This window comes from Actinokineospora sp. NPDC051303 (assembly GCF_055586285.1).
The window spans coordinates 176,042-188,263 of record NZ_JBVJIN010000002.1; the positions used below are offsets into that span (position 1 = coordinate 176,042).

Below are 12,222 nucleotides of genomic sequence, written 5' to 3' on the forward strand. Positions count from 1 at the left end.
GGTTCTGCCCGGCAGGCGCGGGCCATACGGTTTTGGGCATGAGTGTTGTGGCTTTGTCCATTGTGGGCAGTCTGGTGGTCGGGGGCGGGGTGGCGCCGGTGTTGCCGGAGCCGACGGGGGAGAGCGCGGTGGGGGTCGTCTCGCTGCGGCTCGTTGATCAGGGGCGGAAGGATTTCTTGGGGGGACAGCCGTTCCGCGAGCTGATGGTGGATGTGCACTACCCGGCGCTGCCGGGGACGGGGGAGCGCGCCCGGCAGATGACAGCGGGGGAGGCCGCCGCGTTCGGGGACCTGGCGGGGCGGTTCAACTACGGGGTCGAGCCGGGGACGTTCGACTGGGCGGCGGTGCGCACGCACGCTCGGCGGGACGCCGTGCCGGACACCCGGGGTGGGGCGCGGCCGGTGGTCGTCTACTCGCCGGGGCTGGGGGACTCGCGGACGTTCAACGGGTCGCTCGTGGACGACCTCGCCAGCCGTGGGTACGTGGTGGTGACCGTCGACCACACCTACGAGTCGTCCGGGGTCGAGTTTCCGGACGGGCGGGTCGCGCGGAGTGTCGTGTTCGACCGGGAGCCGACGATGGATCTGCTGCGCGGGATCGTGGACACCCGGGTGGCCGACGTCCGGTTCGTGATCGACGCCCTGCCGGACGGGCTGGTCGACCGGTCGCGGGTGGCGGTGGTCGGGCATTCCGCAGGCGGGTTCGCCGCGTTGCAGGCGATGCACGACGACCCGCGGATTCGGGCGGCGGTGAACTTCGACGGCCAGTTGTCGATCGGGTTCGAGGACGACGGGACGAACCTGTCCTCGGTGGCGACCGACGGGGTCGACCGGCCGTTCCTGCTGGTCGGCAGCAGGCCGCCCACCCCGTCGTGGCAGGCGCTGCTGGCGAACTCGACGGGGGAGCGGCGGGTGGCGACGCCCGCGAACGCGACGCACGCCTCGTTCACCGACGCCGAGGCGCTGCTGCGGCATGACCCGCACGGCCTGGTCGAGTTCACACGGCGCGCGGTCGCCGACTTCCTGGCGGAGCACCTCTAAGTTCCACGTGGAACCACGGGCGGGCGGGGACGGACCGGTCCCCGCCCGCCCGGCGCGTCAGCCCGCGACGGACGCCCGCTGGCGGGTGCGGTCGAACAGCATGTCCAGCGCCCACTTGCCGGGCCCGAAGAACACCACCAGCAGGAAGCTCCAGCAGAACATCGCCGACAGCTCGCCGCCGTTCTGCAGCGGCCACAGGCTCTGCGGCTGGTGGGCGACGAAGTACGCGTACGCCATGGAGCCCGAGCAGACCAGGGCGGCGGCGCGGGTGCCCAGGCCGAGTAACACCAGCGTGCCCCCGACGAGCTGGATGGCCGCGGCCCACCACCCGGGCCAGGCGCCGAACTCGGGGACCTGGCCGCCGCGTGGGCCGCCGAGCACGTCGAACAGGGTCGCGGCGCCGTGCGTGGCGAACAGCAGGCCGATGACGATCCGGAACAGGGCGAGCACGTGGGCCTTCGTTCGGTCGAACAGGTCCATGCCTGGCTCTCTTTCACTCGGGGCAGTCGGGTGAGCACGCGGGTGGACGTGGCGCGGGGCCACGTTCCTTCTAATGCCGGACGCTCCCCGCCCGGTTCAGACCAGTGGCCGTGACCACAGTTCCGGCGGTCTGATTGACTTGCCCCGCTATGAAACGAGCCGTGATCTTCGCCGCGCCCCTGCTCGCCCTCGCGGCGTGCGCAACCGACTCGACCGGCGGCCCGTCGCCGACGTCGACCCCGGCCCAGGCCGCCCCGCCGCCGGGCGCCACCGCCGCCGCGGTCGCGCCGCCGATGCCGGAGCCGGTCGCCGACGGCCCGTGCCCGTATCTGGAGAGCACGGACGTCGCCGACGCCAACGGCCAGCGGGTGACGAAGGTGCGCACGTCGGCGGACAAGCCGCAGCCAGCGTGCTTCTTCTACCGGCCGGACGGCAGCGTGCAGCTCACCGTGCGGATCTACGCCGGGGAGCCCGCGGTGGCCAAGGCGATCGTGGACGAGGCGGCGCCGATCGCGACGTCGAACCCCGCGTCCTCGCCCGCAGGCTGGAAGGGCGGCGCGCTGTCGGGCGACAAGGGCGCCGTGTACGCCGTCGCCAAGGCGGGGACCGCGGTCGTGGTCACCACGAACCAGGAGCAGACCATCAAGGCCCGCCGGATCACCGAGACCGTGATCGAGAACGCGGGCCTCTAGACAGGCCCTTGAGACAAACCAACGGCCGCGCCCCCGGCACCGGGGCGCGGCCGTTGTCGTGCGCGATCAGTTCTTCTCGGACGTGATCGGGTTCACCGGTGTCGGCTGGCCGTTGCGCTCCGCGGCGGCCGCGGTGGTCTCCGCCGCCACCGGCGGCACCGGGGTGACCGGCTCCGGGGCAGCCGTTGTCGGCTCCGGAGCGGCCTGCTCGGCCTTGCCGCGCAGCACCGCGGCGGCACCGGCGCCGACCGCGATCAGGACGAGCAGCCACGGCCACCGGCGACGCTTGTTCGCCGGGTCCTTGGCCGCTTCCTTCGCCGCCGCCCGCGCCGCCTTGAGCTGCTCGCGCAACTCGGCCCGGTACTGCTTCACCTGCGGCTTCAGGTCCTTCTTCAACTGCTTGACCTGCGCCTTCACCGGTCCAGCCGCCTGCACCGCTGAACGCATCGGCGCGGACTTGCTCGCGTCCTTGCGCGCCTGCTTGGCGGCCTTGGCCAGGTCCTTGCGGGCCCGCGCGGTCGTCTTCGCCAGCCGCTTGCGGGTGCGGCGGGTGGTGGCGATGACCTCTTCTCGCGCGACCTGCGCGGACTCGGCCAGCGCCTCGGCCACCTGCTGCGGGGCGACGCCCTTCGCGGCGAGCTTCAACTCCGCGGCGTGCGCCGCCTCGGCGCTCGCCTGTCCAGCGCGAACGGCACCTTGGCGCACCGCGCGCCAGCCGGTGCCGACGGCCTTGCCCACCGTCTCTCCGGCCCGGGTCATGGCTTCACCTCGTCATCAGTGTCATCGTCACTGTCATGCAGTGCTTAGACGGGACATTCCCGACCCATCAATCCTGCCCCTTCCAGACGGATCCTGCCGAAGATGGCACGATGAAGCGGTGGCAGACAGCAACGCATCCCTCGTTGGGACGAAGGTGACCGCCACCCTGCACACCTCGCAGGGTGACATCCGGCTCAACCTCTTCCCTGACCAAGCCCCGAAGACCGTCGGGAACTTCGTCGGTCTCGCGGAAGGCACCAAGCAGTACCAAGCAAAGAACGCCAAGGGGGAGACCTCTGGCCCCTTCTACGACGGTTCGATTTTCCACCGGGTCATCGACGGGTTCATGCTCCAGGGGGGCGACCCGACCGGCACCGGACGCGGCGGCCCCGGGTACAAGTTCGCCGACGAGTTCCACCCCGAGCTCCAGTTCAACCGCCCCTACCTGCTGGCCATGGCCAACTCGGGGGCGAACACGAACGGCTCGCAGTTCTTCATCACGGTGGCGCCGACGACCTGGCTGAACTTCAAGCACACGATCTTCGGCGAGGTCGCCGACCAGGAGTCGAAGAACGTGGTGGACGCCATCGGCCGCGCCGCGACGGGCCCCGGCGACAAGCCGGTCACCGACGTCGTGATCAACAAGGTCAGCATCGAGAAGCAGTGAGGTGAGCACCCCGCCGCATCAGCCTGACCCGCACGGGACGCAGGCGGGCCTGCCCGCTTGCGTCCGGCACGCGGGCCGTCCCACCGGGCTGAGCTGCACCCGGTGCGGCAGGCCCGCCTGCCCGGAATGCCTGGTCGAGGCCGCGGTCGGGTTCCACTGCGTCGACTGCGTCAACGAGGCCCGCCGCACGGTGCGGCGGCCGACGACGGCGGCGGGCGCCGAGCTGGCGAGCAAGCCGGTGCTGGCGCCCGTGCTCATCGCGATCAACGTCGCGATCTTCGTGCTGACCGTGGTGCTCGCGGGCGACCCGATCCACAACGAGCGCTCGGTGTTCTTCCACGCCCTCAGCGCGTACTCGCCCTCGATCGCCGACGGCCAGTGGTGGCGGGTGCTGACCAGCGGTTTCCTGCACTTCGGCATGATCCACATCCTGGTCAACATGATCGCGCTGTGGTTCCTGCGCGACATCGAGCTGTTGCTCGGCAAGGTCCGGTTCGCCCTGCTCTACGTCCTGTCGCTGCTCGGCGGCAGCGCGGCGGCCTACGCCTTCGGCAACCTGGGCGCGGAGGGCGCCGGGGCGTCCGGCGCGATCTACGGCCTGCTCGGCGCGCTGGTGATCGCGGTGATCCGGCTGGAGCGCGACCGGCACACCCTGATGACGGTGCTCGGCGTGCTCGCCCTGAACCTGGCCATCAGCGTCCAGGTCACCGAGATCTCCCTGTCCGCGCACCTCGGCGGCCTGTTCGTGGGCGTGGCGGTGACTGTCGGGATGCTCTACGCGCCGCCCGAGCGGCGGCCGAGGTGGCAGGTGGGCACGGTCGTGCTGGTGACGGTCGCGATCATCGGCCTGTTCGCCGTGCGCACGCCGCAGGTCGCCGAGGTGACCTACTGCGTCGACCCGACCAGGCCGCCCTGCTACCAGATCGTGCCCTAGGTCCGCAGCCGCAGGAGCTCGTCGACGACGTCGCGGGGGTCGGCGCCGAGGTCGAGTTCGCCGAGGATGACCAGCGCGGGGCGGGCGGCGTTGTCGGCGTCGATCTCGACGGCGGTGGACTCGCGGCCGAAGCGGCGGTTGCGCACCAGTCGGACGTTCACCTCGCCCCAGGACCACCGCCTGCGCCCGGTGAGCCCGCGCACGGTTAACCCGGTCGAGTCAGCGGCCAAGCGGGGGCGGGCGACGGTGCCGAACAGGGCCAGGGCACCGAGCATGACGGCGGCGACGGCGAGCAGCAGGGCTCCTCTGGGGTCGCCGATGAGCGCCGCGGCCAGCGCGGCGGCAGCGGTGAGCAGCCAGGCCACCCCCACGACCGGAGGTCGGGGCGCCCAGCGTGCCGAGCGGTCCATCGTCACCGGTCCCCATCGACGGCGCGGCCGGAGCGGTCATCCACGGAAGTTATCCACAGGAGATATCCACAATGGGGATGACTTACATCCATGTGGTTCAGTCACGCTGGGCCAAATGGGGTAACCAATCGGGCACTCGGCTGTGCACACCGTGGTGGGCAGCATCGAGGGGATGGTTACCGCCAGCGCATGGTCATCAGCAGCCCGGCGATCATCAGCGCGAAGCCGATGGCGAAGTTCCAGTTGTTCAGGTCCGCCATGAACCCGATCTTGTCGCCCGCGATGTAGTTCACGACCAGCCACGCCAGGCCGATCAGCATCACGCCAAGCATCACGGCGATGTAGAGCGGGTGTGACGGCCCCGCGGGCTTCACCTTCACCGGCGTGCGGCGGTCGGCCGGCGGTGTGTACACGGCCTTCTTGCGGACCTTGGACTTCGGCATGCTGTCCTCGCCTGACGTGGAGCGTTGGATGCGGTCGTGCTGGCATGGGCGCAACTGACGGCCAATGCAACACGTTAACGTAACTGAGCGGTCCGTCGAATCACCAGTCGCCAACGATGCGGATCCGCAAGCGATCCGAGAGGAGCCACCCGTGCGCGCGCTCGACCACAGCGACCCGGCCAGTGGCCTGGTCAGCCCTGGTCAGGGGCCGCGGCGGGCTGATCCGGTGCGGACGCTCCTGCGGGTCGTCGGCGAACTGTTCATCACCGCTGGCCTGGTGATCCTGCTGTTCGTCGTCTACGAGGTCTACGTGACCGACCTCGTCTCCGCGGGCAAGCAGCGCGACGCCACCGCGGCCCTGGACGACCGCTGGAAGGGGCCCGACCCCGTCGATCCGGCCGACCCCGAGCGCGTCGAGCGGTTCGAGGGGCTGAGCGAGGGCGCCGGGTTCGCGAAGATGCACGTGCCGGTCTTCGGCGCGGACTACTCGTTCACCATCATCGAGGGCACGACCGAGAAGACCCTGGAAATCGGCCCCGGGCACTACGTCGACACCGCCTACCCCGGCCAGCCGGGCAACTTCGCCGTCGCCGGGCACCGGGTCGGCAAGGGCGCCCCGTTCAACGACATCGACCTGCTGAACTCCTGTGACGCGATCGTGGTGGAGACCCGCTACCGCTGGTTCGTCTACCGGGTGCTGCCGAAGGCGGACGAGGTCGCGGGCTGGGCCACCGGCAGGGGGACCGACCCGCGCTGCCGCGACGTCGCCCCGCTCGGCGCCCCGTACGACCAGGTCGTGGGCCAGGAGATCGTCAGCCCGCTGCGCGGCGAGGTGATCGCCCCGGTCCCCAACCGCCTGGGCGCGCAGGTGAACGCCAGCGCGCAGGCCAGGCTGATGACCCTGACCACGTGCCACCCCCGCTTCTCCGACCGCCAGCGCCTGGTCGTGCACGCGGTGCTGGTGCGGGAGTGGGCCAAGGACCCGGCCAACCCCGGCGAGACGCCCCCTGAGCTGAAGGAGACGAGCTGATGTACGGGTGGATCTGGCGGCACCTGCCCGGCCCGATGGCCGTGCGGGTGCTTACCGCGGTGCTGTTGGCGGCCGGGGTGATCGCCCTGCTGATGTTCGTGGTGTTCCCCTGGATCGAGCCGAAGCTGCCGTTCAACCAGGTCACGACCCAGTAGCGCGCGCCCGGCTTCGGGCGGTCAGCGCCAGCCTGCCCAGCAGGCCGACGGCGAACACGCCGAGCCCGACCAGCTGGGACACGGTCGGCAGCGTGGCCACCAGCACCAGGCACGCGGCCAGGCCGACCAGGTTCAGCGCGCGCGGCCAGCGTCGCTGCGCGGCGGGCTGGCGGAACGCGCTGGCGTTGGCCACGGCGTAGTAGACCAGCACGCCGAACGACGAGAACCCGATGACCTCGCGCAGGTCGCCCACCAGGACCAGCCCGCACACCAGCGCGCCCACGGCGATCTCCGCGCGCAGCGGCACGCTGTGGCGGGCGTCGACCGCGGCCAGGAACGGCGGCAGGTCCCGGTTGCGGGCCATCGCCATGGTGGTACGGCCGATGCCGGTGATCAGCGCCAGCAGCGCGCCCAGGCTCGCCGCCGCCGCGCCGACCCGCACGACGGGCACGACCCCCGGCAGGCCCGCCGCGGTCACCAGGTCGGCGATCGGGGTCGTGGACGCGGCCAGGCGGTCCGGGCCAAGGACGAGCAGCAGGGTCACGCCGAGCAGCAAATAGACCAGGACCGCACCCGCCAGGGCGGCCATGATTGCCCGGGGGATGGTCTTGGCCGGGTCGCGCACCTCTTCGCCGAGAGTGGCTATGCGCGCGTAACCGGCGAAGGCGAAGAACAGCAGACCAGCGGCCTGGAGAATGCCTAACGGGCCGCCGATAGACCAGTTGGTCGGAGCGGCGGCAGGCAGCGATACCGCCGCGGCGGTAAGCAGCACTATGAGGACGACGACAAGCAGGGCCTTGGTCAGCGTGGCCGTGCGGGTGATGCCGAAGCAGTTCACGACCGTGAGGACGGCGACCGCGGCCAGCGCCACGGGCCGCTCCCAGCCAGGCGCGACATAGGCGGCGAAGGTCAGCGCCATCGCGGCGCAACTCGCGGTCTTGCCGACGACGAAACCCCAGCCCGCCGCGAAGCCCCACCACGGGCCGAGGACTTCCCTGCCGAAGACGTACGTGCCGCCGGAGGCCGGGTAGACCGCGGCGAGCTGCGCCGACGCGGTGGCGTTGCAGTAGGCCACGAAGCCCGCGAGGACCAGGGCGACAAGCAGACCGGCGCCCGCGGTGGCCGCGGCCGGGGCGAAGACGGCGAACACGCCCGCCCCGAGGATCGAGCCGAGTCCGATGGCGGTGGCGTCGAGCAGGCCGAGTCTGCGGGCCAAGCCTTGAGTCACGCGGGCGATGCTGTCAGCCCGGGAGGTCTTCGGGATAGTGGGTCCACGGGTCGGCCACCTTGTCCACGGAGTCGCCCGGCGGCGCACGGTACGTTGGAGCCATGCGCGTCTTGGTCGTCGACAACTACGACAGCTTCGTCTACAACCTCGTCCAGTACCTGGCGCAGCTCGGCGCCGACTGCGAGGTCTGGCGCAACGACGCGAAGGAACTTGAGCGGGAACTCGCCCGCCCCGACGCCCTGACCGGGTTCGACGGGGTCCTGGTCAGCCCCGGCCCGAGCACCCCGGAGCGCGCCGGGCTCAGCGTCGACGTGGTCAAGCGCTGCGCCCAGGCCCGGCTCCCGCTGCTCGGCGTGTGCCTGGGCCACCAGGCCATCGGCGTCGCCTGGGGCGCCACCGTCGACCGCGCGCCCGAGCTGCTGCACGGCAAGACCAGCCAGGTCCACCACAGCGGCTCCGGTGTCCTCGCTGGCCTGCCCGACCCGTTCACCGCGACCCGCTACCACTCGCTGACCGTGCTGCCCGAGACCATCCCGCAGGGCGAGTTCGAGGTCACCGGCCGCACCGACTCGGGCATCGTGATGGCCATGCGCCACCGCGACCTGCCCATCGAGGGCGTCCAGTTCCACCCCGAGTCCGTCCTCACCGACGGCGGCCACCGGATGCTGGCCAACTGGATGGCTGCCGCGGGCCACCCCGTCGCCGAGGCCACCGTCGCCGAGTTGGAGCGCGGTATGCGCGCGCTGACCAGCGCACTCAGCTAAGAGGTCAATACGCGAAAGGCGCCTACCGGAGGTCCGGTAGGCGCCTTTCGCACTGTGCTGTCTGTTACGGGAAGGTCGGTGTGGTGCTGGTCGACCCGCCGCCGCGCGGCTTGCCGACCGCGATCCCGATAGTGGTGTCCCGCTTGATCTTGCTGCCGGGCTCCTGCTGCTGTTCGAGGATCTTGCCGACCTCGTCGGCGTCACCCGGCCGCTCGACCACGTTGAACGACCCGTTCCAGCCCGCCTGCTTGAGCAGGGTCTCGGCCTCGGCGCGGGTGCGGCCCTCCAGGTTGGGCATCTCGATCTCGATGTTGCTGCCATCGGAGACGCTGAGCTGGATCGTCGTGCCCGGCTTGGCCTTGCCGTCCTTGGGCGCCTGGTCCACGACCTCGCCCACCGGCCGGTCCGAGGCCACGTCCCGGCGCTGCGGCCGGAAGCCCGCCTTGGTCAGGTTGCTCGCCGCGGTCTCGTAGTCCTGGCCGACCAGGTTCGGCACGTCGACCGAGTCCGGAGCCTTGCCGATGGTCAGCGTGACCTGGGTGCCGATGCTGACCGACTGCCCGACCGCCGGGTTGGTCTCGATGACCTTGTTCACCTGCGACTCGTTGTCGACCACCCGCTGCTCCACGGTCGGCGAGACCTGCAGCTGCGCCTGCTGTAGCTGCGCGGCCGCCTCGGACTGCGTCTTGCCAGCCACATCGGGCACCGTGACCTTGCCCGGCGGCGCGCCGATCCGCAGCGTGACCCGGGTGCCCTTGCTGACATCCGTGCCCGCGACCGGGGTGGTCTCGATGACCTTGCCGATCGAATCCGGCCCGCAGACGCCCGCCTGGCCGCCCGGACCCGGCTGGCACGGCACCGATTCGCGCTGCACCTGCAACCCCTGCGCCTCAAGCCGGGCGCCCGCCTCGGGGTCGGACAGCCCCCGGACGTCGGGCAGCTTGAAGGTGGTCGCGCCGGGCGGCGCCTCGTTGTCCCGGTTGAGCAGCAGGAACAGCAGCGCGACGAGCGCGGCGACGATGATCCCCACCAGCACGACCGTCCAGGTCGTGCGCCGCTTGCGTCTGTCTTCCTCGTCGTCGTCCGGGTACTTGCCGTAGTCGTCGTAGTCCTCGGCGAGCGCCTCCGGGCGGTGCCTGCCCCGGGTCTCCTGCTGGCGGCCCGCGCCCAGCACCGCGGTGCGGTCCTCGTCGGTCATCACCATCGGCGCGGCCGGACGCTGCCCGGAGAGCACGCGCACGATGTCGGTGCGCATCTCCGCGGCCGACTGGTACCGGTTCGCCGCGCCCTTGGACATCGCCTTGAGCACGATCGCGTCCAACTGCGGGCTGACCCGAGGGTTGAGCGCCGACGGCGGCTTCGGGTCCTCCCGGACGTGCTGGTAGGCCACCGCGACCGGCGAGTCGCCGGTGAACGGGGGCTCACCGGTCAGCAGCTCGAAGAGCACGCACCCGGTGGCGTAGACGTCGCTGCGCGCGTCGACGGCCTCGCCGCGCGCCTGCTCCGGCGAGAGGTACTGCGCGGTGCCGATGACCGCGGCGGTCTGGGTGACCGCGACCTGCCCGTCGGCGACCGCGCGGGCGATGCCGAAGTCCATCACCTTGACCGCGCCGGTCTTGGTGATCATCACGTTGGCTGGCTTCACGTCCCGGTGCACGATGCCGTGCCGGTGGCTGAAGTCCAGGGCCGCGCAGACGTCGGCCATGATCTCCATCGCGCGCTGGCCGGGCAGCGGCCCCTCGGTCTTGACGATGTCGCGCAGCGTCCGGCCGTCGACGAACTCCATCACGATGTAGGGCAGCGGCCCGGTTTCCAGCCGGGTCTCGCCGGTGTCGTACACGGCGACGATCGCGGGGTGGTTGAGCGCGGCGGCGTTCTGCGCTTCCCGGCGGAAGCGCTCCTGGAACTGCGGGTCCCTGGCCAGGTCCTGACGCAGCACCTTCACCGCGACCTCGCGTGAGAGCCGGACGTCACGCCCGCGGTGGACCTCGGACATGCCGCCATAGCCGATCGTCTCACCGATCTCATAGCGGTTGGAGAGCAGTCGCGGTGTGGTCATCGGTGCGTTGTCCCGCTCCTAGTCAAGTCCTGTCCCATCATGCCTGCTGTCCGTCCCGGCGACGGTCCGTCGTCTGTGTGGATTCCGGTGCGGATTTCGGTGCGGGTCATCCCGGCGGCCCGTTCTGCGGCCTGCACACGATTGTGACCTCCGCGCCCGCCTTCACCCGGCCCACCGGCGAGATTTCGACAACCAGGCAGGCCGCCGAGTCCACCGGCGTCGCGCCCGCCTCGGTCAGCACGATCGGCGACAGCCCCGCCCGGGACAGCTCGAACGCGGCGTCGGTGGCGGGTCGCATCGCGAAGCGGGTCGGGATGATGGTGACGGTGTCCTCGTCTTCCGGGGCCTGGCTGGTCGGTCGGCTCGGGCGGCCGCCGGGGGTCTGGGCCGGGGCGGTGCCGGGTTCCTCGCCGGGGAAGCCCGCGCCCGGCTCGGTCGTCTCGCTGGGCACGCCGGTCTGGTCCCCGGGGCTGTCGTCGCGGAAGATCGCGGGCAGGCCGAAGGCCAGTGCCGCGATCAGCGCCACCGCCAGCACGGCGATGGTCACCCACAGCCCGGTGCGACCCTGCCGAGGCGGGTGCGGCGGCGGTCCCATCGGGAACCCGCCCGAACCAGGGGCGCCTCGGCCGGGCGGGACCACGGGGACCATACCCGGGTGCGTGCCGTTCCCCTGCGCGCCGTGGTGCGCCGCGGCCATGGCCAGCCCCGACGGCGCGGGCAGCGGGTGCCCCGCGCGGACCGCGGCGACCGCGGCGGCGAACTCGCCGCCGTTGCTGTAGCGCTGCCGCGGGTCCTTGACCAGGGTCGCGTCGATGACCGCGCGGGCGCCCGGCGGCACGTCCGGCGGCAGCGGCGGCGGCAGGTCGCGGATGTGCATCATCGCGACGGTCACCGCGTTCTCCGACAGGAACGGCCTGCGCCCGGTCAGGCACTCGTAGCCGACCACGGCGAGGGAGTAGACGTCGCTGGCAGGCTCGGCCTCGTGCCCGAGCGCCTGCTCGGGGGCGATGTAGTGCGCGGTCCCCATCACCATCCCCGACCGGGTCACCGGCGCCGCGTCGGCCGCTTTCGCGATGCCGAAGTCGGTCAGCTTCACGACCCCGGCGGGGGTGATCAGGATGTTGCCCGGCTTCACGTCGCGGTGCACGTACCCGCGCTCGTGCGCGGCCTGCAACGCGTGGCCAGCCTGCTCCAGGATGTCGAGGGTGCGCTCGGCGCTGATCCGGCCCTCCTTGGCCAGGATCGCGGCCAGCGGGTCGCCCTCGACCAGCTCCATCACCAGGTACGCGGTGTCCTGCGGGCCGTCGACGATGGCCGCGGTCTCGCCGTAGTCGTGCACCGCGGCGATGCCCGGGTGGTTGATCGACGCGGTGGTGCGCGCCTCGGTGCGGAACCGGTGCAGGAACTCGGCGTCACCGCACAGCTCCGGTTTGAGCACCTTCACCGCGACCAGCCGGTCGAGCCGGGTGTCCGCGGCCTCCCACACCTCGCCCATGCCGCCGACCGCGATGCGCCGGGCGAGCCGGTAGCGGTCGGCGAGCAGCTGGCCCGAGGTGAGCAT

At 71.6% G+C, this 12,222-nt stretch carries 14 protein-coding genes; 7 read left to right on the plus strand and 7 right to left on the minus strand.

What is annotated here, in order from left to right:
* The first annotated feature begins 38 nt into the window (after positions 1-38).
* A complete protein-coding gene (locus tag ACZ6SD_RS02545) occupies positions 39-1,040 on the plus strand; it encodes an alpha/beta hydrolase family protein (protein WP_465315107.1) in 1,002 nt (333 codons plus the stop codon).
* A gap of 57 nt (positions 1,041-1,097) precedes the next feature.
* Here ACZ6SD_RS02545 and ACZ6SD_RS02550 read toward each other — a convergent pair whose 3' ends face one another.
* The gene (locus ACZ6SD_RS02550; protein ID WP_465315108.1) at positions 1,098-1,520 is read right to left on the minus strand and encodes a DoxX family protein; all 423 of its coding nucleotides are present in this window, start codon (positions 1,518-1,520) and stop codon (positions 1,098-1,100) included.
* Positions 1,521-1,669: 149 nt separating this feature from the next.
* Here ACZ6SD_RS02550 and ACZ6SD_RS02555 point away from each other — a divergent pair, with 149 nt between their 5' ends.
* Entirely contained in the window at positions 1,670-2,212 is a 543-nt protein-coding gene (locus ACZ6SD_RS02555) for a DUF2020 domain-containing protein (RefSeq protein WP_465315109.1), read from the plus strand.
* A 66-nt stretch (positions 2,213-2,278) separates the two neighbouring features.
* On the opposite strand, the gene ACZ6SD_RS02560 is transcribed toward ACZ6SD_RS02555, so the two are convergent.
* Positions 2,279-2,971: a hypothetical protein gene (locus tag ACZ6SD_RS02560; protein ID WP_465315110.1), complete on the minus strand. Its 693-nt coding sequence runs from the start codon at positions 2,969-2,971 to the stop codon at positions 2,279-2,281.
* Between the two features lie 118 nt (positions 2,972-3,089).
* Here ACZ6SD_RS02560 and ACZ6SD_RS02565 point away from each other — a divergent pair, with 118 nt between their 5' ends.
* The gene (locus ACZ6SD_RS02565) at positions 3,090-3,638 is read left to right on the plus strand and encodes a peptidylprolyl isomerase (RefSeq protein ID WP_465315111.1); all 549 of its coding nucleotides are present in this window, start codon (positions 3,090-3,092) and stop codon (positions 3,636-3,638) included.
* Position 3,639: 1 nt separating this feature from the next.
* Positions 3,640-4,572, plus strand: a complete 933-nt coding sequence (locus ACZ6SD_RS02570; protein ID WP_465315112.1) for a rhomboid family intramembrane serine protease — start codon at positions 3,640-3,642, stop codon at positions 4,570-4,572.
* Here ACZ6SD_RS02570 and ACZ6SD_RS02575 read toward each other — a convergent pair.
* Positions 4,569-4,982 (minus strand): PH domain-containing protein, encoded by a 414-nt coding sequence (locus ACZ6SD_RS02575; protein ID WP_465315113.1) that lies wholly within the window; start codon positions 4,980-4,982, stop codon positions 4,569-4,571. The genes ACZ6SD_RS02570 and ACZ6SD_RS02575 overlap by 4 nt on opposite strands.
* 176 nt (positions 4,983-5,158) lie before the next feature.
* On the minus strand, positions 5,159-5,425 hold the full coding sequence (gene crgA, locus ACZ6SD_RS02580; protein ID WP_091449932.1) for a cell division protein CrgA: 267 nt from the start codon (positions 5,423-5,425) through the stop codon (positions 5,159-5,161).
* Positions 5,426-5,576: 151 nt separating this feature from the next.
* Here crgA and ACZ6SD_RS02585 point away from each other — a divergent pair, with 151 nt between their 5' ends.
* A complete protein-coding gene (locus ACZ6SD_RS02585) occupies positions 5,577-6,455 on the plus strand; it encodes a class E sortase (protein WP_465315114.1) in 879 nt (292 codons plus the stop codon).
* Positions 6,455-6,610 (plus strand): hypothetical protein, encoded by a 156-nt coding sequence (locus tag ACZ6SD_RS02590; protein WP_465315115.1) that lies wholly within the window; start codon positions 6,455-6,457, stop codon positions 6,608-6,610. Before ACZ6SD_RS02585 ends, ACZ6SD_RS02590 begins: the two co-directional genes overlap by 1 nt.
* Here the strand turns inward: ACZ6SD_RS02590 and ACZ6SD_RS02595 are convergent.
* Positions 6,597-7,838 carry an APC family permease gene (locus ACZ6SD_RS02595; RefSeq protein ID WP_465315116.1) on the minus strand — a complete coding sequence of 414 codons (1,242 nt, stop codon included), beginning with the start codon at positions 7,836-7,838 and terminating at the stop codon, positions 6,597-6,599. The genes ACZ6SD_RS02590 and ACZ6SD_RS02595 overlap by 14 nt on opposite strands.
* 101 nt (positions 7,839-7,939) lie before the next feature.
* Here ACZ6SD_RS02595 and ACZ6SD_RS02600 point away from each other — a divergent pair, with 101 nt between their 5' ends.
* The gene (locus ACZ6SD_RS02600) at positions 7,940-8,602 is read left to right on the plus strand and encodes an aminodeoxychorismate/anthranilate synthase component II (protein ID WP_465315117.1); all 663 of its coding nucleotides are present in this window, start codon (positions 7,940-7,942) and stop codon (positions 8,600-8,602) included.
* 64 nt (positions 8,603-8,666) lie between these two features.
* Here the strand turns inward: ACZ6SD_RS02600 and pknB are convergent, their stop codons facing one another.
* On the minus strand, positions 8,667-10,661 hold the full coding sequence (gene pknB / locus ACZ6SD_RS02605; RefSeq protein ID WP_465315118.1) for a Stk1 family PASTA domain-containing Ser/Thr kinase: 1,995 nt from the start codon (positions 10,659-10,661) through the stop codon (positions 8,667-8,669).
* 106 nt (positions 10,662-10,767) lie between these two features.
* Complete coding sequence (locus ACZ6SD_RS02610) at positions 10,768-12,222, minus strand: serine/threonine-protein kinase (protein ID WP_465315119.1); 1,455 nt, start codon at positions 12,220-12,222, stop codon at positions 10,768-10,770.

Bases quoted from the DNA above. Each gene is read 5' to 3' on its own strand.
- ACZ6SD_RS02545 (WP_465315107.1), top strand. From the start codon at position 39: ATGAGTGTTGTGGCTTTGTCCATTGTGGGCAGTCTGGTGGTCGGGGGC.
- ACZ6SD_RS02550 (WP_465315108.1), bottom strand. From the start codon at position 1,520: ATGGACCTGTTCGACCGAACGAAGGCCCACGTGCTCGCCCTGTTCCGG.
- ACZ6SD_RS02555 (WP_465315109.1), top strand. From the start codon at position 1,670: ATGAAACGAGCCGTGATCTTCGCCGCGCCCCTGCTCGCCCTCGCGGCG.
- ACZ6SD_RS02560 (WP_465315110.1), bottom strand. From the start codon at position 2,971: ATGACCCGGGCCGGAGAGACGGTGGGCAAGGCCGTCGGCACCGGCTGG.
- ACZ6SD_RS02575 (WP_465315113.1), bottom strand. From the start codon at position 4,982: ATGGACCGCTCGGCACGCTGGGCGCCCCGACCTCCGGTCGTGGGGGTG.
- crgA (WP_091449932.1), bottom strand. From the start codon at position 5,425: ATGCCGAAGTCCAAGGTCCGCAAGAAGGCCGTGTACACACCGCCGGCC.
- ACZ6SD_RS02590 (WP_465315115.1), top strand. From the start codon at position 6,455: ATGTACGGGTGGATCTGGCGGCACCTGCCCGGCCCGATGGCCGTGCGG.
- ACZ6SD_RS02600 (WP_465315117.1), top strand. From the start codon at position 7,940: ATGCGCGTCTTGGTCGTCGACAACTACGACAGCTTCGTCTACAACCTC.
- pknB (WP_465315118.1), bottom strand. From the start codon at position 10,661: ATGACCACACCGCGACTGCTCTCCAACCGCTATGAGATCGGTGAGACG.
- ACZ6SD_RS02610 (WP_465315119.1), bottom strand. From the start codon at position 12,222: ATGCTCACCTCGGGCCAGCTGCTCGCCGACCGCTACCGGCTCGCCCGG.